The 19889-nt window shown below is 38.1% G+C and carries 17 protein-coding genes and 1 pseudogene; 8 read left to right on the top strand and 10 right to left on the bottom strand.

Annotation, left to right across the window (positions count from 1 at the left end; all coding sequences use genetic code 11):
* Window positions 1–260: 260 nt before the first annotated feature.
* From FJR09_RS02710 to FJR09_RS24375, 5 genes are read right to left on the bottom strand one after another with little or no spacing between them, the layout of a single operon-like run.
* Entirely contained in the window at window positions 261–653 is a 393-nt protein-coding gene (locus FJR09_RS02710) for a DUF309 domain-containing protein (protein ID WP_015078309.1), read from the bottom strand.
* On the bottom strand, window positions 650–1015 hold the full coding sequence (locus FJR09_RS02705; protein ID WP_148763435.1) for a ferredoxin-thioredoxin reductase catalytic domain-containing protein: 366 nt from the start codon (window positions 1013–1015) through the stop codon (window positions 650–652). Before FJR09_RS02705 ends, FJR09_RS02710 begins: the two co-directional genes overlap by 4 nt.
* A gap of 50 nt (window positions 1016–1065) precedes the next feature.
* Entirely contained in the window at window positions 1066–2241 is a 1176-nt protein-coding gene (locus FJR09_RS02700) for a DUF58 domain-containing protein (RefSeq protein WP_015078311.1), read from the bottom strand.
* 14 nt (window positions 2242–2255) lie between these two features.
* On the bottom strand, window positions 2256–2453 hold the full coding sequence (locus FJR09_RS24380) for a hypothetical protein (RefSeq protein WP_174783235.1): 198 nt from the start codon (window positions 2451–2453) through the stop codon (window positions 2256–2258).
* On the bottom strand, window positions 2422–2565 hold the full coding sequence (locus tag FJR09_RS24375; protein ID WP_174783234.1) for a hypothetical protein: 144 nt from the start codon (window positions 2563–2565) through the stop codon (window positions 2422–2424). Before FJR09_RS24375 ends, FJR09_RS24380 begins: the two co-directional genes overlap by 32 nt.
* Before the next feature lie 255 nt (window positions 2566–2820).
* On the opposite strand from FJR09_RS24375, the gene mtnA reads away from it, so the two are divergent.
* The 5 genes and pseudogenes from mtnA (at window position 2821) to FJR09_RS02665 (ending at window position 10304) form a co-directional block, all read left to right on the top strand.
* A complete protein-coding gene (gene mtnA, locus FJR09_RS02685; protein WP_015078313.1) occupies window positions 2821–3858 on the top strand; it encodes an S-methyl-5-thioribose-1-phosphate isomerase in 1038 nt (345 codons plus the stop codon).
* A 168-nt stretch (window positions 3859–4026) separates the two neighbouring features.
* Complete coding sequence (locus FJR09_RS02680; protein WP_371416437.1) at window positions 4027–4806, top strand: transposase; 780 nt, start codon at window positions 4027–4029, stop codon at window positions 4804–4806.
* Window positions 4739–7393, top strand: a complete 2655-nt coding sequence (locus FJR09_RS02675; RefSeq protein ID WP_168653740.1) for a peptidase domain-containing ABC transporter — start codon at window positions 4739–4741, stop codon at window positions 7391–7393. Before FJR09_RS02680 ends, FJR09_RS02675 begins: the two co-directional genes overlap by 68 nt.
* Window positions 7394–7665: 272 nt before the next feature.
* Window positions 7666–9168 (top strand): annotated as a pseudogene (locus tag FJR09_RS02670) (HlyD family efflux transporter periplasmic adaptor subunit).
* Window positions 9169–9566: 398 nt separating this feature from the next.
* Window positions 9567–10304, top strand: coding sequence for a peptidylprolyl isomerase (locus FJR09_RS02665; RefSeq protein ID WP_168653738.1), 738 nt, complete (start codon window positions 9567–9569; stop codon window positions 10302–10304).
* Window positions 10305–10464: 160 nt separating this feature from the next.
* Here the strand turns inward: FJR09_RS02665 and FJR09_RS02660 are convergent, their stop codons facing one another.
* From FJR09_RS02660 to FJR09_RS02645, 4 genes are all read right to left on the bottom strand, one after another.
* Window positions 10465–11511 (bottom strand): radical SAM protein, encoded by a 1047-nt coding sequence (locus tag FJR09_RS02660; protein ID WP_168653737.1) that lies wholly within the window; start codon window positions 11509–11511, stop codon window positions 10465–10467.
* A gap of 158 nt (window positions 11512–11669) precedes the next feature.
* Entirely contained in the window at window positions 11670–11840 is a 171-nt protein-coding gene (locus tag FJR09_RS02655) for a hypothetical protein (protein ID WP_168653736.1), read from the bottom strand.
* A 432-nt stretch (window positions 11841–12272) separates the two neighbouring features.
* Complete coding sequence (locus FJR09_RS02650; protein WP_168653735.1) at window positions 12273–13232, bottom strand: DUF4351 domain-containing protein; 960 nt, start codon at window positions 13230–13232, stop codon at window positions 12273–12275.
* Window positions 13233–13616: 384 nt separating this feature from the next.
* Window positions 13617–14603, bottom strand: coding sequence for a cyanophycin synthetase (locus FJR09_RS02645; protein WP_168653734.1), 987 nt, complete (start codon window positions 14601–14603; stop codon window positions 13617–13619).
* Window positions 14604–14881: 278 nt separating this feature from the next.
* Here FJR09_RS02645 and FJR09_RS02640 point away from each other — a divergent pair, with 278 nt between their 5' ends.
* Window positions 14882–15139: a hypothetical protein gene (locus FJR09_RS02640; RefSeq protein WP_015078330.1), complete on the top strand. Its 258-nt coding sequence runs from the start codon at window positions 14882–14884 to the stop codon at window positions 15137–15139.
* 143 nt (window positions 15140–15282) lie between these two features.
* On the opposite strand, the gene FJR09_RS02635 is transcribed toward FJR09_RS02640, so the two are convergent.
* Window positions 15283–17409, bottom strand: a complete 2127-nt coding sequence (locus FJR09_RS02635) for a M3 family metallopeptidase (RefSeq protein ID WP_168653733.1) — start codon at window positions 17407–17409, stop codon at window positions 15283–15285.
* Between the two features lie 681 nt (window positions 17410–18090).
* On the opposite strand from FJR09_RS02635, the gene FJR09_RS02630 reads away from it, so the two are divergent.
* The gene (locus FJR09_RS02630; protein WP_168651302.1) at window positions 18091–18468 is read left to right on the top strand and encodes a DUF1823 family protein; all 378 of its coding nucleotides are present in this window, start codon (window positions 18091–18093) and stop codon (window positions 18466–18468) included.
* A gap of 312 nt (window positions 18469–18780) precedes the next feature.
* Complete coding sequence (locus tag FJR09_RS02625) at window positions 18781–19824, top strand: 3-deoxy-7-phosphoheptulonate synthase (protein WP_168651303.1); 1044 nt, start codon at window positions 18781–18783, stop codon at window positions 19822–19824.
* The last annotated feature ends 65 nt before the right edge of the window (window positions 19825–19889 follow it).

Here is a 19889-nt window from a genome sequence, read left to right as displayed (position 1 = left end):
AATCCCACAAATCATAGTTTAGACAATGATCAAGTTGGAAACACCCACCAAAAATTAAACAAATAAATCCCACAAATCATCAAAATCCCACAAATCATAGTTTAGACAATGATCAAGTTGGAAACACCCACCAAAAATTAAGCAAATAAATCCCATAAATCATCAAAATCCCACAAATCATAGTTTAGACAATTATCAAGTCTGACACACTTACAAAAAATTAAGCAAATAAATCCCATAAATCATCAAAATCCCACAAATCATAGTTTAGACAGGGAAATACTGGGTAAAAGTCGAGCTTGATTTTCAGCCAATTTATTATTTGCCATTGGTTGTAGACTTTCTTGTTGTAGAGTCTTTAACAAATCCACACTTTCAGTAAATAATTCTTCCACATTAATACCGCCGTAGCTGGGTAGATAACGGCGAAGACGATTACTACCTTCACCTAAAAGAATCATTGCTCCTCTTAAATTATGATTACCCAGATGATACAGTCCCACGGCAATTTGGAGAATACCTTGATAAAAAGTTTTATCTGGTTCGATACTATCAATCCAGAGTGCTTCAAGAATGTCATGACAAGCGTAGAACTGTCCAGCATTGAACTGTTCTACACCTTGCCAAAACTCTTCAGACATGGTTTCGTTCATCCCATAGTATCCCGAACTTCTTTGATAGTCTCCATAGAGATTTCTTGTTTGTCGCAGGAAAACTCATTATCAGAGGTAAGGAATAGCATACAGTGACATTCTTTGCGTTCGCGCATGGGGACGCAAGGACAATTCCAAAAAGCGGCATTAACTTCGGCCTCCTTATCTTCGTAGTGACGACAAGGGCATAAAGGCGCACCGATTTCATCTTTATGCTTGGCTAGTCCTTCGATCACAACTGCGGTAACAGAAGGTTCAGAACAGAAGTATGTTCCCGTCCGTTTGGCATATTGTTCGGAAAAATGCCGCATTGCTTCTAGGCTTTTATCGCTGGATTGTGAATTCACTTCTGATGTCACCATGGGCTGTGCTGTTGATAAATTTTAATGTTTCATTGCATTGTACATCAGGCTCAGTGCGAGAAATCGCCTGAAAATAAATTAAGAGCTTTTTGCAATTGGGGTTGTAGCTCTTGTTCGTTTTGGATAATGATACCGGGATATTCCCGATTAATGACAGTTTCTGCTGCTGAATCTGAATTTTGCCAGAGTACCCAACGACTACCCAGGGGTAAGGTGGATGTGGTAAAGGAGTTTTGTGTCAGCCAAATTAGGGGACAGTTATCCGGTGGTAAGCTGTTTTTTTCGATAGGGTTGGTGGCTGCTAAGGTTTCCAAAACTGCGATATTGCCTGTAATTAAACCTGTAGCTGATGTCCATAATTGTACTTGCAGTTGTTGCTGTTGGGCATAAAAATACAAGGAAGCAGCGGTAATTACGGCTTGTTCAAATAATTCTTGTTGCCACTGAAAGGAACTATCTATGGCAATAATAATTTCTTGTCCCCCGGTAATTACTTCTAATTCCCGCACTCGTAATTCTCCATAACGGGCGCTTGTCCGCCAATGAATTAATCGGGTAGGATCACCTATACGATAGGGACGCAGCGATCGCACTAATCCCGTTGTTGCCATTTGTAAAGGTTTACCACGAGGATCTCCCCGTTGGCTGTCATCTTGTCCGATTTCATCAATTAAAGGGCAGGTAGTCAGGGGTAAGACGGTGGGATAAACAATTGCCCTAGCTTCACACTGACGGGGACGACGACACCAAAACAAACCCCAAGGCGCACCCGTAGCTAATTCTACTGTATGCCAGCGGTAAAGGCCTCGCTGTTGGGTAGGGTGATAATATACCCAGCGATAACTATCCTGTGGTGGAATAGATTCAATACTTTGCTGGACTGGCTGACCAAAAATAAATGGGAGAATGTCTCTAACTTGTAATAAAGTCGCCGATTGTTCTCTCTGATTGTGAATTTCTATCTCAATTTTTAGGTCATCACCTGCGGTTACTGGTTCAATGGGACGACGTTTGACAATTATACCCGCAAGCGATCGCGGTGCAACAAAACCGGATACACCCAAAAGAGCAAAACTGACTCCACTAATCACATACAGCCAGCCAGCCATGGTATTAATCCCTGCACCCAAATAACACACAGAAATTCCCGCCAATACCCAACCACCATAAGCAGGTGCAGCAGCATGGGTTTCCAGCCAATTGTTGATTTTTTTGGTAATTTTCATCTTTCTTTTTTAACTTAATTTGGGAAAGAGGGAACAGGGAACAGGGAACAGGCAAAAGAGCATGAATTTGTTGAATAATGATTGATAATTACTATATCTAAAAGTTCCCTTTCATCCATTACCACTGACAACTGTACGGGCGAAGCATTTGGAGAACTATTTTTGGCAATGACCGATAATTTATCTTGCAAATGCTTCGCCCCTACTGACAACTAACCACTGTACGGGCGAAGCATTTGGAGAACTATTTTTGGCAATGACCGATAATTTATCTTGCAAATGCTTCGCCCCTACTAACAACTGACAACTGTACGGACGAAGCATTTGGAGAACTATTTTTGGCAATGACCGATAATTTATCTTGCAAATGCTTCGCCCCTACTGACAACTAACAACTGTACGGGCGAAGCATTTGGAGAACTATTTTTGGCAATGACCGATAATTTATCTTGCAAATGCTTCGCCCCTACTAACCACTAACAACTGTACGGGCGAAGCATTTGGAGAACTATTTTTGGCAATGACCGATAATTTATCTTGCAAATGCTTCGCCCCTACTGACAACTAACAACTAACAATATGGTTTATCCCGTTATTTGGCGCAATAATTCAGTATCACTCATTGATCAAACTCGCTTACCTAATGAATATACAGTGGTGGAGATTCACCGCAGTGAAGATATGGCACAAGCCATTACAACCATGATTGTGAGAGGTGCGCCGGCGATAGGAGTGGCTGCGGCCTATGGAATGTATTTAGGTGCAAGGGAAATTGAAACAAGCGAAATCCAAGAGTTTTTGACTAAACTGGAAACAGTCGCTAATTTGTTGCGTTCTACCCGTCCCACTGCGGTAAATTTGTTTTGGGCCATTGGTAGAATGATGAAAACGGCTTATGAAACCGTGGGAACAGTCGCCGAAATTAAACAAGTTCTTTTAGAAACTGCCCAAAAGATCAATGCCGAAGATCTACAAACCTGTCAAGCTATAGGTGATCATGGTTTGGCAGCATTACCGCAAACCCCAGACCAACTAATTATACTCACTCATTGCAACGCTGGGGCATTAGCCACTGCCGGTTATGGGACAGCATTAGGTGTAGTCCGTTCTGCGTGGAAAGAAGGACGTTTAGCCAGGGTATTTGCTGACGAAACCCGTCCCCGGTTACAAGGTGCAAAACTCACCGCGTGGGAATGTGTCCAAGAAGGCATTCCAGTGACAGTAATTACCGATAATATGGCTGCCCACTGCATGAAACAAGGTTTAATTGATGCTGTAGTTGTGGGTGCTGATAGAATTGCTGCTAATGGTGACACTGCCAATAAAATCGGAACTTATAGTTTAGCTATTGTCGCCAAAGCTCATAATATTCCTTTCTTTGTCGCTGCACCTTTATCTACAGTAGATTTTGAATTAATTGATGGTAGTCAAATTCCCATTGAAGAACGTCACCCAGCAGAAATATATCAAATAGGTGAAACTATCCTCACCCCTCCAGGAGTGGAATTTTATAACCCGGCTTTTGATGTCACACCTGCTGATTTAATTACCGCCATTATTACTGAAAATGGGGCTTTTCTGCCAGGTGATTTATTAAAGGCTAAAAAGATGCTTTAATTTTTGGCGTTGCAGATAGCCTACGTGGTGTAGCCATATTGGCGGATGATTTTTGGAGGTAGAGCCGAGAATCTCTACCCATGTAAGGTCTCTACAAAGGTATTAAACGGATGCGAAATTATTTTCATCCCTAAAATAAGGCCAAGCTCTCATTAAGAGGGAACTAGGATGCTTGCGGAGTTTGATTTTTACGAGATTGAACCATTTATGTATACATATCAATGGACAAGTAGTAATAAAGCGGGGAGCAATTCTTCAAGTAACTTGTTAACAGATTTTCAGCGACAAATGCTGTTAAAATCATTACAAGAACATCGCTCTCAATCCCAGCGGCAACGGATTCAAATTATGTTGTTAGCGGACCAAGGGATAACTCAAGCAGAAATTTGTCAAATTTTGGGGTGTTGTCCCGCAACCGCTAGACATTGGATACACATAGCTCGTCAGGGAATGGCGCATCAATGGCAAGATTGTCCGATTGGTCGCCCTAAATTAGTTAGTAATGAATACTTACAACGATTAAAAGAATTATTTTACAGTAATCCTCGTGATTATGGTTATGGCTCTCAACACTGGACATTAAATTGGTTACAGAAACATCTGTGCGAAGAATTTGGCTTTGAAGTGAGCGATCGCCACTTTAAGCGACTTCTCAAACAAATGGGCTTATCCACTCGACCGAAACCCAGTCATGATGGACAAAATAGCCCAAAATCAGCTACAGAACCCAAAATATCAATTGCTGACCTCAAAAAAGCAAATACCACCGATTCCTCAGAAATTATACCTATTAATTTTCACAAAGCAGTAAAAGATGCAGACATTTATGGCGCACAATATATCCGCTCAATTAGTATCTCTGCAACAAATCAACAATACATTGGGGTATTCACTAACCGCAGAAGAATTTTATCACTATCTTCCCGAACTTCAATCTATCAACCCTAAAGTCGGCAAATTCTGGACAGGAAAGAATGTTGAACCGGGCATTTACATTATCATTACGGGCAAAGTCAGACTATTAGATGATAAAGACGAATTAATTACTACCCTAGAACCTGGGGCATTTTTCGGTGAATTTACCTTGTTTCCCCAATCTAAATTTGAGCCTTATGCAGCCAGAGCTTCAGCAAATTTACAGTTATGCTTCTTGCCAGAAAAGTTACTATTGCCATTAATAGCCAAGTATCCCCAAATTCGAGAACATTTATGGGAGAAAGCATACTCACTCCTGAGAAACACAGATTATACACCCATAAAACCAAGCTCTCCAGAGAACGACAATTCAGATTCAACCCCCTATTTGACCTCAGAATCAAAAATTAGTAAAGCCTATTTTCCCAGTCCCAGACAACGGGTGGGGCATTTATGGCAAAAGGTAATGGGGCGCTATCCATTCTTTGCTCAACAAAGTGGTTCTGACTGCGGGGCAGCTTGTCTAGTCATGGTGTCCCGGTATTGGGGGAAACGTTTTAGTGTAAATCGCTTGCGTGATATTGCCAATGTAGACCGCAATGGTGCATCCTTGCGGGGGTTATTAACAGCAGCAGAAAGTCTAGGTTTTGCCACTAGACCTGTCAAAGCTAGTTTAAAGCAGTTAGGAAAGCAAAAATTACCTGCTATTGTTCACTGGGAAGGCAAACATTACATAGTGGTCTACGAAATTACCCCTAAATATGTAATTGTGGCAGACCCTGCTATTGGTCAACGCACCCTCACCCATGAGGAATTTAACAACGACTGGACTGGTTATACATTGTTGTTACAACCGACAGCAATGCTCAAAGAAACGAAAGAGACATCTACACCTTTTTGGCAATTTTTTGAGTTAATAAAACCCCATTCTGTAGTCATGTTGGAAGTATTTATCGCTTCCATATTCATCCAGATATTTGGCTTAATTACCCCCCTATTTACCCAATTAATTTTAGATCGGGTAGTGGTACAACGGTCAGAACTGACCCTGACAGCAGTAGGAATAGGATTGTTGATTTTTAGCCTTTTTCGGGTGGCTATGACGGGTTTAAGGCAATATCTTTTAGATCATATAGCTAATCGGATAGACTTAGCATTAATTGTCGGTTTTATTCGCCATACATTGCGTTTACCCCTGAGTTTTTTCGAGACTCGTTATGTGGGGGATATTATTTCTCGCGTGCAGGAAAACCGCAAAATTCAACGCTTTTTATCGGGTGAAGCATTATCAATTCTCTTAGATTTATTCACTGTCTTTATCTATGTGGGCTTGATGTTTTGGTACAGTTGGAAAATGGCATTATTAGCTTTAATAATTGTGCCACCCTTTGCCTTATTAGCCTTAATTGCCACACCTTTTTTACAAAGGATTTCCAGAGAAATATTCAATGCAGTCAACAAAGAAAGCAGTTATTTAATAGAAGCTTTAACTGGTGTGAGAACTGTCAAAGCCACAGCAGTAGAACAAACAGTAAGATGGCATTGGGAAGAGTTATTAAATAAAGAGGTAAAAACCAACTTTTCCGGGCAAGTTATCGGCAATAATTTACAAATTTTCAGTAACACAATTGAAGCAGTAGCTACCACAGCTTTATTATGGTTTGGGGCATATTTAGTAATTCATAATCAGTTAACTGTGGGACAACTAGTAGCATTTAATATGCTGCTGGGTAATATTATTCGCCCCTTCCAACGGTTAATTGTCTTATGGAATGAATTGCAGGAAGTTGTGATTGCAGTAGAAAGAATTAACGATGTTTTAGACACAGAACCAGAAGAAGACTTACAAAATCAATCACGGCAGAATTTACCAGCAATTCAGGGGCATATTCGCTTTGAAAACGTCACATTTCGTTATCATCCAGAAAGCGATATTAATATATTAGAAAACCTCAGTTTTGAAATCAAACCCGGACAAATGGTAGCCTTAGTGGGACGCAGTGGCTCAGGAAAAACCACCATTTCTAAATTAGTTGTCGGCTTATATCCCCCCACAGATGGTAAAGTTTTAATTGACGGACAAGATATTACCAGTCTTTCCTTGCGTTCTTTTCGACAACAAATTGGTGTAGTTGACCAAGACACATTTTTATTTGGTGGAACAATTCGAGAAAATATCAGTTTAGGACATCCAGGAATACCTTTATCAGAAGTAATTGCAGCAGCAGAAATGGCTGGTGCTGATGAATTTATCAAAAAATTACCAATGGGTTATGAAAGCCAAATTGGTGAAGGTGGAGGTTTATTATCTGGTGGACAAAGACAGAGAATAGCCATTGCTAGAGCATTATTAGGTAATCCGAAATTATTGGTTTTAGATGAGGCAACTTCTCATTTAGATACTGAATCAGAAAGGATAATTCAACAGAATTTTAACACAATTCTCAAAGGAAAAACTACTTTAGTAATTGCCCATCGTCTTTCCACCGTGCGAAATGCTGATTTAATTTTGGTACTAGATAGAGGTGTGTTAATTGAAAGTGGCAGTCATGAGGAATTAATGGCTAAAAAAGGACATTATTTCTATCTAAATCAACAGCAATTACAAACACTAACGTAGGTTGGGTTGAGCCATAGCGAAACCCAACAATGATTTAATAATGATTATAGTTGGGTTTCGTTCCTCAACCCAACCTACCATAAATTCATACTAAGAAAAAGGTGCATTATGACAAATTCATGAGAATCTAAATCAACAGCAATTACATACAAACAATAACGTAGGTTGGGTTGAGCCATAGCGAAACCCAACAATGATTTAACAATGATTATAGTTGGGTTTCGTTCCTCAACCCAACCTACCATAAATTCATACTAAGAAAAAGGTGCATTATGACAAGTACATTAAATGGGAATATCACAAAATCTGATGAGATCTTATCACCAGAATTACCAGAAATTACCAATGAAGATTGGTCGGAAATTACTAAAGAATCACTTGATAGTTTACCACAGGTTTGGACGCGGGGACTATTATATCTTTTAGTCTTCATTGTCTCCATAGTTTTACCTTGGTCTTTGCTATCTAAAGTAGATGAAACTGGTACAGGAAGAGGACGTATTGAACCTAAAGATAAAACCGTGAAATTAGATGCGGCTGTAGGGGGAACAGTTGCGGAAATTCAAGTTAAAGAAGGTGAAACAGTCAAAGCCGGACAAACTCTATTATTATTAGAATCGGCATTAGTCAAATCAGAATTACGTCAAGTTCAAGATAAATTGGAAGGACAATTAAACCGAATTTCTCAGTTAAAATCCTCCAAAAATCAGTTAATTGTCTCCTTAGCAACCCAACAACAACAAAATCAATCTCAACAATTAGAGAAACAAGCACAAATTGATCAAGCGCAACAGAATATTAATACCCTAAAAAATGCCTATCAATTTCAGAAAGAAGAAAGATTATCTCAACTTAATCAAGCGCGACAAACCCTAACTAATAGTCAAACTACTAATCAATTAGCAGAGAGTAGTTTATTAAGTAGTCAGCGAGAAGTAAAACGCTATAGTCAACTCAGACAACAGGGAGTAATTCCAGAAATCAATTTAGTAGACAAGCAAGATATCGCTAAGGAAAAGCAAAAATTATATGCACAAAGTCAGTCAGATATTCAACAAGCTAAGTTACGTTTAGCAGAACAACAAAGTAGTTATGGGCGAAATTTGCGCCAAGCTCATGCCGATATTGAACAGGCTAAATTGCGACTGGGAGAACAACAAGGAAGCTATCAAACTTTAACCCTTTCTGGTCAGTCAGCAGTGTTAAAAATCGCCGAACAACAGAAAAGTTTAGACACAGATATTAGTTCTCTCAAATCAGATATTTCTCAAACTAAACGCCAAATTGATGCCTTAAAATTTCAGTTAGGACAGCGAGAAATTAAAGCTTCTGTGAATGGGATATTATTTCAACTACCAATTCAAAAACCCGGTTCAGTTGTGCAAGTAGGGACAATGGTTGCCGAAATTGCCCAAGATAATTCACCCTTAATAATTCGAGCGCAAATGGCAACTACAGACAGTGGTTTTTTGCGGTTAGGATTACCAGTAAAACTCAAATTTGATGCTTATCCTTTTCAGGATTATGGTATTATCTCAGGAGAGTTAATTAAAATTTCTCCTAATACGATAGAGATAGATACAGCTAATGGCAAAGTAGCCGCTTATAACTTAGAAATTTCTCTCAAATAAAGTTGTATTCCCACTGCTAATAAATGTATTCCTTTGCGTCCAGGGGATACAGCAACCGCTGAGGTAATTGTCCGTCAGCGACGAATTATTGATTTTCTACTTGACCCCTTTAAAAAATTGCAACAAGGAGGAGTGAAATTGTAGAAAATTTATCGAATTACCTCCCTTAGTCCTCCCTTGTTTCCCTCGTTCCCATACTCTGTATGGGAATGAATTACGGAAGGCTCTGCTTTCATTAATACTAAGTCATGGAGGCAGAGCCTCTAGGTAGCATTCCCAGTCTGAGACTGGGAACGAGAAGGGGGGAAACAATTAATTCAGTCCCCTCTCTTTAGTCTTTCCCCTCGTTCCCATACTCTGTATGGGAATGAATTACGGAAGGCTCTGCCTTCATTAATACTAAGCCATGGAGGCAGAGCCTCTAAGTAGCATTCCCGGTCGGAGACTGGGAACGAGAAAAAATTCATCGAATTGTCTCCTCCCCTTAGCAAGGGGAGGGTTAGGGTGGGGTATAATTTATTTATGTATTTAAGGAGCAAATTATGTCCGAACCTATCACCATTACCCAATCAGATATTTTACAACAAATTAAATTATCCTGTAAAATACCTGAGTTAGTTGAGCAAATTGTCAACCGAAAAGTGATTATAACTACTGCGGAAGAAGCAGGGATAAAAGTAGAAATTGAAGAATTACAAAAAGCAGCGGATTTTCTGCGATTAAATAATGACCTGACCAGTGCTAATGACACTTGGAAATGGTTAGAAAAATATGGTTTATCTATAGATGATTTTGAAGATATAGTCTATACTGGTGTGGTTACTGCTAAGTTAAGCAAACATTTATTTTCTGATCAAATCGAACCTTTCTTCTTTGAAAATCAGCTAAATTATGCTGGTGTGGTCATGTATGAAGTTGTATTTAATGATGAGGATTTAGCAATAGAACTTTTCTATGCAGTCAAAGAAGGTGAAATGAGTTTTTATGATGTAGCTCACCAATATATTCAAGATATAGAATTACGTCGTAAGGGAGGATATTTAGGAATATTAAATCGTCGGGATTTAAAGCCAGAAATATCTGCTGCTGTCTTTGGTGCGAAACCTCCACAGGTAATTAAACCGATAATTACTTCTAAAGGGGTACATTTAATTTTTGTTGAGGAGATTATTCAACCGGAATTGAATGATAAATTGCGTCAGCAAATTGTTAGCGATTTACTATTAAGTTGGATGAAAAAACAAGTTAATCAAACAGAGATTAATGTGAATTTCGAGTGATTTAATCACAAAAATGAAAAATGTTCTCGTTCCCATACTCTGTATGGGAATGAATTACAGAAGGCTCTGCCTTCATTGATACTAAGTCACGGAGGCAGAGCCTCTCAGTAGCATTCCCAGTCGGAGACTGGGAACGAGGAAACGAGAAAAAAATCTTTTTTTACACAGCAACAGACTTTCTTGATAAATTAGCACTAATTTCATCGCTACTGGGTAATGAAACTAAAGGACAACCTAATGTTTCAAAATCAAGGGTTTCAATTCCACGAACCCAAGGAGCAAAACGCCCTGGTATAAGTTTAAGCTGACCATCTGGCTGTAAAGTACCAACGTCATTACGTTCATCTGTAAGCGCTACTGTACATTTATTAACTTTTCCGTTAGCACGAATAACTAAAGAGTTAGGACGTGCAGCATAACAAACATATTCCGGTGATACATCATTATTCTGTGGTGATTTTAAGTCATCACCAAATAATTTAGATTGAAGTATTTTATTAGCTGCTTCCTTCTCAGCTTCTGAAAAAACCTTGATTGAACTATCATTAGGTCCACCAAAATGCTCAATACCTTTAAAGAAAGCAGAGAACCTGGAATCAGGTAAAAATTCTTTTTTAATATCTTCCAACAAAGGATCAAGCAAGTTAAATGTATCTGGATTAAAATGAAGACGTAACAAGATAGAAACTGGTAATGAACTATCCCGTATTGCTAGTAAATTATTCCAAATTCGCTCAAATGTACTTTTACCATCTGCCCGAATCCGGCTCTGATCATGAATTTCCTTTGGTCCATCAAGGGAAATTTGGTAATGTGTAACCCCTACATTAGCTAAAGCAGAAGCAGTATTAATATCTAGTAAATAACCATTGGTTGTCATAGATCCTGAATACTGCAAATGAGAATTTTTTGCCGCTAAAGATGTAGCATATTCAGAGATATCTAAAACAATATCCTTAGCAATCAGGGGTTCACCACCAAACCAGGATAGGTTTAAAAAATTCAACTTTGAAGATCGTTTGTCTAAAAGAGCTTTAATACCTGAGATTACTTCAGGTTTCATTCTCCCTATGGAAAAATCTTCATAGCAATAAATACAACGAAAGTTACATTGTTCTGTTGGGAAAATAATTAATTCAAAAGCTTTATCAGATATTAATCCCGCACGCACCAAGTTAGCTTGTTTTACAGTTTCTATTGTTGTCATTTGACAAATTCCTTATATTAGTTTTTTGCTTGAAAATGCGATCGCTACATTTAGTATGTTGTAACGATCGAATTTCAAGTAAGTGTTATTATTCAGAGGATATCTGATTGGATGAAGAATGAGATTGAGGCGTTAGACTGAACCTAGACCACTTCTCATTATTTGATTTTGCACTTATTGTTTATTACAACACATTTTTTGTTTGTTGCACCACCAACTATCATGTTAAGTTCTTCAGGCTTTAACTCTTGAAGCGCCCCTGCTAATGCTGGATCATTTACTAGTAATTCTCCATCTTCATTAATTTCAAAGATTTGAATGTTAGCCATCTTAGTATTCTCCTTGGTTTTAAAAAGTCAAAAAATCTAGAAAAAACAGGAAATGTTATACTTTTTCATTTCCTGACTACATCCTATTCAAAATAAAAACCTCTGTCTAGAGACTTAGACAAAATAAAAGTGACATAATTGTTTCAGTTTTGTCACTTTCAATAGCTTGATGATAACAGCATTTTCCGCACAAATATCCGTAAAATTGCCCTTTTAAGTTGAAAATATCACTAAAAAACGCACAATTACGGACTAAAAATAGCCAAAAAAAGTGACATAATTGCAGCAATTATGTCACTTTTGCCTATTAACTTAAATACAAACAAATGCCCGACTTACTTAAGAAGTCAGGCATCTATCTTAATCAAGACTTATTTTATGTACTTTATTGCTAATCTACCTTACATATATTTGAAGATTTCAACAAGAGGATTAATCTAATTGCAACCAATTAAGTAAATCCGCCATACTGCTAAAATCTAGTAAAGCCTCGCTTAGATTTTCCAACTGATTAACAGAAAGAGATTGAATCCGCTGTGTTGTTTCCGGTGATAATTCACCCAATCGCCTTTTAAGCAGTTTTAAAATAACCAACCGTTCTCCTTCCTGTCTACCTTCTTCTATTCCCCGCTCGTAACCTATGCGCTCACCAGTGGTAATATATCTCATAGTTCGCTCCTGCTCGAATTTTTTATACTCCGACCACAATTGATTTTCCAATGGTTTTGGTAAAATCATCACCCAGTCTATAAAGCGATACAGGTTACGAATATCTTGCTCTTGTAAGCCTAAATCGTATAACCTGCGAATTAAACTGAATTTCCAGATTTTGCGTTTTTGGGGATATGAGCGCGTTTGCTGGGTTTTCAAATGCGCCATAACCACTGTAGCAAAAGGATTCTTACTATTTTCTAACTCTTGCCACCGTTGTTCATAATCTAACAGTTTAATGCTACCAAATTCAAAATTTAACTTTGTCTGGGGATAATTGTAACCGTAATTACTCGGTCGCCATTCACGGTTTGTGTCACATAAAATCGCCAAACTGGTTGCGGGTTGACCAAAACTGTCAAAAATGCGATAATTGTAGGTAAACATCCGTTGACTGAAATTATCTTCTTTTTTTCCCTGAATTTCTACATGGACTAATAACCACAATTGTTCACCCTGAATTTGCCAAACTTTGACTAATTGATCAGCATATCTCTTTCCTTGTTCGGCTTCACGGGTAATTTGTTGAAATTCTTTATCCAGAAATTCATAAGGACGTTCCCAGTTAATTAGTGCCTCGGTTTCGGGAAAAAAGAATTGCATTGCTTGGGGAAAATATGCGGTGAGAATTTCTTTCCATGGACTATCAAAATCAGCCCGTTTATTAGTAATATTGGTCATGAATTAATGGCAGATGATTATTTATCTTACCTCAAATTATTAGTTACTGAATAAGAGTTATATAATCTGAATTATAGATATAGCAATTCTCCCTGGTTTGTGAAGGGATTTTTTGGAACGAACCACAGAGGACACAGAGGACACAGAGGTAGAGAAAAGGAGGTATTTATGTCTTATTTAGGATACATAATTGCAGCAATTATGTCCCTTTTATTTTTTACTTTCAATATAAACAGATACCCGACTTCTTTAAGAAGTCGGGTATCTATATTAATCGAGGCTGATTTAATGTATTCTTTTGCCAACCCACCTACGCTTTAAATAGGGATTAATCTGATGGAAACTCCAGCAATTTTTCACTCCTATTGCTTTTTTCAGCCAGCCCTAACTATCATTCTCTAGGACTTGGAGAATTTTCAGATAAAACTCTTCCACCCTTTTTGCTGCTACTTCACCACTAGCAGCATAGTGATTTAAACCAGGAGAACCATTGACTTCAATGAGCGTATAATCTACCATCGGCATAGTTATATCATGGGTGAGTATATCCACCCCTGTTAATCTTAATCCCATATCTTTAGTAATGTTAATTGCTAATTTTTGAAAATCAGGATGAATCCTTTCAGAAAAATCTACCGCTTCACCTCCACTGGATAAATTAGCACTATCCAAAAGATAGATAATATTATTATTAGGAATCACACTATTCCAATCAATATTTTGCGTTTTTAATTTTTGGGAAATGCGAAAATCATCAAATTTAATCACATTTTTTCTCCCCATGTTCAAAAATTTTTCCTGTTTTTGTTGAAGTAACTCTAAAACATTAGATATACCATCACCAACAACAAATAAGGGAATTCTTTGATAAGCGGTAATCACCTCATCATCCAAAACAACAATTCTATAGTCATTACCACTATAAAACTTTTCTACAATCAATCCTGATTTAATTTCAAAGATTTTATGAGCTACATCATAATATTCTGCCTGATTATATACCTTAGTCACCAAAATGCCTTGACTAAGATTCAGAGGTTTAACAATTACTGGAAATCCGATTGATTGTGCATAATTAAATCCATCATGAATATTTCTAGGATGAGCTATTTTCGCACATAACTGATCAGTAAAAAATGTCTTACCCTCCGTTACTCGATATCCAAGCTGCTTGAGGAAAAAATTACTATAGGCTTTATCTTTGACTAACTCGGCTGAAGCAAGACCGTTAATATTCAATTTGGCATAACTAAAAACTGATCTTTTCCCGTTTTTAAAAGTAATATGCCCAACTAATTTATATTCTGGTTCAAGTAAAACCACAGCCCCTATTTGTAATGCTACTTTTTGGATGATTGATGTAATTGACATTTTTATTTTGCAAGATGATCTCAAATGATTGAAGCTTGGTATGGTTTATACCAATATTTCTTGTCTCTATTTAAGTTTAAATACTGAACTAATACAGTATATATTAGTCCGAATTAAATAAAAGCAAAGATTGTCAGAAAATAAGTTGTTGCACCAAGTATTGACAATTTTTAAAATATGTAATAACAAGGTGGCATCATCAATAAAAGACGCTAGTAAATCTTTGGTTAAGAGACATACTAACGCCCTTCACTCAAGTTCTTATGCATAAAATAATCATGCCACAAAATACGGATTACAAAAATAGCACTTCAGAAGATCTCACAATTCCTGCGGCAAGAGAAGATAACGCCTACAAAAAAAGGCTGAATGGTTGGGCTGTAGCCCGTATCGTTAGCGAACGGGAAAAAGTTATTGTTTCCCGGTTTCGCAGTCGTTCTGATGCCGAAGGCTATATTCAACACATCCGTCAGATGATTCCTGATACTGTTTTTGAACTTTTCTTTGATTGCCAACGGGAAGAAGTTGTCGTGTAAATTTACGGAATGGCTGACTGGTGCAAGGGAAAAATTATCTTCCCCAACCTCCCCAACCTCCCCAACCTCCCCAACCTCCCCAACCTCCCCTACTTCCCCTACCACCCCTACCACCCCTACCACCCCTACCACCCCTACCACCCCTACCACCCCTGCTTATCCGAACAGCATTGAGTCAGCAGTCCATTGTGCTTGAGTAAAGCCTTGGTACTGGGTTCTCGTCCCCGGAAGGTTTTAAAGACATCCATGGGATGCTGACTGCCACCTAGTGCTAAAACCGTATCTCGGTAACGTCTGCCAATGGCGTGGATTGCGGCTTCATCTTCTAAGCCCACTTCTTCAAAAGCAGCAAAAACATCAGCACTGAGAACCTCAGCCCACTTATAGCTATAGTATCCGGCTGCATAACCCCCTTCAAAAATATGACCGAAAGCACATAGAAACGCATCCTCCGGCAATGGTGGTAATACAGTTGTTAACTTAGCAATGCGGTGTCGCAGATCTGTCACGGTTTCCTGACTATTGGGAGAATAGCGGTAGTGTAATTCCAAATCAACACTACTAAAATCTAGTTGCCGCAACATAGTTGAACCGCTCATGTAATTACGTGCTGCCAACAATTTTTGGTAATAATGCTCTGGTAATGATTCCCCTGTTTGATAATGTTTAGCCATACCAAACAAGGTTTGGCGGTCATAGCACCAGTTTTCCATAAATTGGCTCGGTAATTCCACAGCATCCCACTCAACATTATTAATACCTGCTGCTCCCAGATAATCCACCTTAGTCAGCATATGATGTAAGCCATGGCCAAATTCATGGAACAATGTCTCCACCTCATCAAAAGCCATCAAACTCGGATTTCCATCCACAGGGGGAGTTTGGTTACAAATCAAATAAGCTACAGGGAGACGGATAGTAGTCAAATCATTTTCTGTAACTTTCCTCCGGTGAATGCAAGCATCCATCCAAGCCCCACCACGCTTTTCTGCGGGACGGCTGTAAGCATCTAAGTAAAAATAAGCAATAGGTTCACCATATTTATCAGCAATTTGGAAATAACGCACATCCTCATGCCATATTGGGGCTTGGCCATCAGCCGGTGTCACCGTCACCCCAAAAAGCCTTTTTACTAGCCCAAATAGCCCATCTAGGACTTGAGGGAGGGGAAAATAGGGCAGTAATTCTTCCGCAGTAAAAGCAAATTTTTCTTCCCGTTGCCGTTCAGCCCAAAAGCCAATATCCCAATGCTGCAAATTTTCGGCTTCTGCTGCTCCCTTGGCTTTAGCAAAGGCTTTGAGTTTTTCTAAATCTTTGACAGCAGCATGATAACTAGCTTGACGGAGTTCTTCTAATAGTTTTTCGACAGAGGCAACATCTTTGGCCATCTTACTAGCCAAACTCAGTTCAGCAAAAGTCTCAAAGCCAATTAATTGAGCTAGTTCTTTTCTTAACTCTAAAATACGGATAATCAAAGGATTATTATCTAATTCCCCAGAAGATGCCCTGGTAATATAAGCCTTATAGATTTTTTCCCGTAAATCCCGCCGGGTACTGTGCTGCATGAACGGGAAATAGCTAGGAAAATCTAAAGTAATATGCCACGGTCCATGTTCTGGTGTAGCATTTTCCTCTCCAGCCGCCCGCGCAGCTTGGGCTGCAAGACTCAACAAGCTACTTGGTAAGCCATCAATGTCATTGTGGGTGGTGAGAATTAAAATAAAGCCTTTAGTGGCATCTAGAACGTGATTAGCAAATCTAGTCGCTAGTTCTGCTAATTCCATTTGGATATTATTAAACCGTTCTCTGTCTTTTCCTTCTAAACCAACACCAGACAATTCTGCATCTCGAATTGCCGCTTTGATAATTCTCTGTTGGGCTGAATTTAAAGTTTCCCAGGTAGGACTATGGCGAATTGCTTTAAAAGCATTATAAATAGGTTTGCTTTGTCCCAGGATATTCATAAACTGAACTACTTGCGGCTGTACCTTTTCATAGGCAATACGTAGTTCTGGACTATTTTTTACACCCATTAAATGATTTAGGATTCCCCAACTCCAATTTAGCCGTTCTGTCAATTTTTCTAGAGGTTCTACTAAGCCGCTCCAAGTAGGCTCTATATTTGCCTCTAAGTCAGTTAATTGCTTTTCAAGTTCTCCTAACAGATAACTAAAAGCTGGTTCGACTTGCTCCGATTTAATAGCCGCAAATGCGGGTAAACCAGAGCTTTGAAGTAGGGGATTCTGATAAATAGTAGCAGTTGCACGCATGGTAATGAGCTAATAGCCGATGAATTAATTGGGAACAACGATTGATTTTTCTTTATATAACTAATAATTTAGCGTTACGACAAAATTTCGCATTGCTAGAATGGCAATCTTACTAAACAGAATACAGAAGTTAGGAGATTATGAGCAATTAAGTAAGGTTTTATACAATAAATAATTGAATCTACCTCAATTCTTATGCCAGTTATACAAAAAAGTTCATTTTGATAGCGTAGCGTAGTGTGGCGTAAACCATCCTCCTGCAACTTTTAACAACTGAATTCCTGTTTGATAACTGAGATACATCATCCAGAAGCTAAAAGCAGAATTGTAGCAATTATTTTCAAAATAATGACTTTTATTTTGTCGAGTTTTGTGGTGATAATTCACCATAATCAATTTTGAATACTTAATAAAGTTATGAAATTTTGACTTTCTGTTTTGCTGACACTGCGCTAGTGTTGTTAAGTTCTGCTCATGTATTAGCAGAACTTAAAACTAAAACAATTGAGTACAAGCAAGGAAGTACAGTATTAGAAGGATGTCTTGCTTATAATGATGCTATTGAAGTTAAGCGTACCTTTACTAAGTAATATTTTGTGGGTTTGAACACTGATTATATCTGCAAGGGCTGGTAATTGGTAAAATTATCATCTGTTACCTGTTCCCTGTTTTCTCAAAATTATGTCTCATCTTCCCCCACTAAATACAGAAACAATTTGGGCAATCATTAATGATAAAATTGATGATGATACTGTAAAAAAATTATTATGGTATCACCTGGGTTATCGCTATAATCCCATTACAGACACATGGACTAATAGTGAAGTAGCACCAACCTGGAGAGATGAATATCCACAACCACCGGATTTTATTGATTCTCGTCCAGCAATTATGAAATTGACTCGTTCTATTCCTCCAGAAAATAAACAGGCTCTCAAAGAAAAACTCGGTTTTAAAGGTTACAAAATCGGTGAATTTAGTCCGCGACAAACTCGCAGAGCCACATCAGCAAATTGGTTATTAAGTTATATGTTAATAACCACTGGTAAAATTGAGTAAAGTTACTATATTTAGTAATTTTCCAAAAATATCCCCTGCTTCTCTAAGGTTGGGGACAGGAGCTTTTTATCTAAATTTCTGGATTAAATTATTGTTTTATGTCCAAATGTTATGGAAATAACACGGACTTATCTTGTATTTTTCTGAAAAACTGTGTATATTAATATATTCAACCCTTGCATAGAGTAATCTGATCTAAATTTGTGCAACTTGTTTTTTTAACAAACTACTTTAGGCTTAAAGAGAACAAGAAACGTTTTCACAGATATTTGAGAATTACTACCGTATAACACAAATCCAGAGATTTCTGCTATGATCCACAAATTAATTAACACTAACATTAAGAGTTCTCATGTTTTACCAACTCCTAATGAAGTGAAGGCAAAATTACCTTTAACGAAAACTGCTGAAAATACAATTTTAAAATTCAGACAAGAAATAGAACATATTCTAGATTTTCAAGACCGACGTAAATTCATTGTCGTCGGTCCTTGTTCAATTCATGATCCAAAAGCAGCCATAGAATATGGAGAAAACTTGCTAGGTCTAGCCGAAAAAGTTCAGGATAAACTGCTGCTAATTATGCGGGTTTATTTTGAAAAACCCCGAACTACAGTAGGCTGGAAAGGATTAATTAATGATCCAAAAATGGATGATTCTTTTCATGTAGAAGAAGGAATTTCAATTGCCAGGAACTTACTATTAAAGTTGACAGAGTTAGGATTACCAACTGCCACAGAAGCACTTGATCCCATCATCCCTCAATATATCAGTGAATTGGTATCTTGGTCAGCAATTGGCGCAAGAACCACCGAATCGCAAACACACCGAGAAATGGCCAGTGGTTTATCTATGCCGGTGGGATTTAAAAATGGTACAGACGGGAATATTCAAGTTGCAGTAAATGCGCTTAAATCAGCGAACACACCCCATCATTTCCTGGGTATCAATCAAAAAGGACAAGTGAGTGTATTTCAAACTAAAGGAAATGCTCATGGCCATGTAATCTTGCGTGGAGGAACTCAGCCTAATTTTGATGCAGAGAACATTAAACTAGTAGAAGAACAATTAAAAGCAGCCAACTTATCACCAAGAATAGTTGTTGATTGTAGTCATGGTAATACCAACAAAGATTATAGATTACAATCCATAGTCTTTGAAAATATTATTCAGCAAATAATAGATGGCAATAATTCCATCGTCGGCATGATGCTAGAATCAAACTTGTACGAAGGTAGCCAACCGATAACCGGAAAACGAGAAGACTTGCAATATGGTGTTTCCGTAACAGATAAATGTATCAATTGGCAAGAAACAGAAAGAATTATTTTAGCTGCTCACGCTAAATTGGAGTAAACCGACAGCATTTTTCATGTATTTACACCGTAAATAGATATACCTCTTCCTTTGCGTCTTTGCTC

This window comes from Dolichospermum sp. UHCC 0406, assembly GCF_009712025.1.
Lineage (GTDB): Bacteria > Cyanobacteriota > Cyanobacteriia > Cyanobacteriales > Nostocaceae > Dolichospermum > Dolichospermum lemmermannii.
Note: the sequence above shows the minus strand (reverse complement) of the source record. Positions and strands in the feature narration are given on the sequence as shown.

Coding starts and splice junctions, on each gene's coding strand:
- FJR09_RS02660 (WP_168653737.1), bottom strand. CDS start 11,511: ATGACAACAATAGAAACTGTAAAACAAGCTAACTTGGTGCGTGCGGGA.
- FJR09_RS02640 (WP_015078330.1), top strand. CDS start 14,882: ATGCCACAAAATACGGATTACAAAAATAGCACTTCAGAAGATCTCACA.
- FJR09_RS02645 (WP_168653734.1), bottom strand. CDS start 14,603: ATGTCAATTACATCAATCATCCAAAAAGTAGCATTACAAATAGGGGCT.
- FJR09_RS02650 (WP_168653735.1), bottom strand. CDS start 13,232: ATGACCAATATTACTAATAAACGGGCTGATTTTGATAGTCCATGGAAA.
- mtnA (WP_015078313.1), top strand. CDS start 2,821: ATGGTTTATCCCGTTATTTGGCGCAATAATTCAGTATCACTCATTGAT.
- FJR09_RS02705 (WP_148763435.1), bottom strand. CDS start 1,015: ATGGTGACATCAGAAGTGAATTCACAATCCAGCGATAAAAGCCTAGAA.
- FJR09_RS02625 (WP_168651303.1), top strand. CDS start 18,781: ATGATCCACAAATTAATTAACACTAACATTAAGAGTTCTCATGTTTTA.
- FJR09_RS02635 (WP_168653733.1), bottom strand. CDS start 17,409: ATGCGTGCAACTGCTACTATTTATCAGAATCCCCTACTTCAAAGCTCT.
- FJR09_RS24375 (WP_174783234.1), bottom strand. CDS start 2,565: ATGCTTCGTCCGTACAGTTGTCAGTTGTTAGTAGGGGCGAAGCATTTG.
- FJR09_RS02630 (WP_168651302.1), top strand. CDS start 18,091: ATGTCTCATCTTCCCCCACTAAATACAGAAACAATTTGGGCAATCATT.
- FJR09_RS02665 (WP_168653738.1), top strand. CDS start 9,567: ATGTCCGAACCTATCACCATTACCCAATCAGATATTTTACAACAAATT.
- FJR09_RS02655 (WP_168653736.1), bottom strand. CDS start 11,840: ATGGCTAACATTCAAATCTTTGAAATTAATGAAGATGGAGAATTACTA.
- FJR09_RS02710 (WP_015078309.1), bottom strand. CDS start 653: ATGAACGAAACCATGTCTGAAGAGTTTTGGCAAGGTGTAGAACAGTTC.
- FJR09_RS02700 (WP_015078311.1), bottom strand. CDS start 2,241: ATGAAAATTACCAAAAAAATCAACAATTGGCTGGAAACCCATGCTGCT.
- FJR09_RS02680 (WP_371416437.1), top strand. CDS start 4,027: ATGCTTGCGGAGTTTGATTTTTACGAGATTGAACCATTTATGTATACA.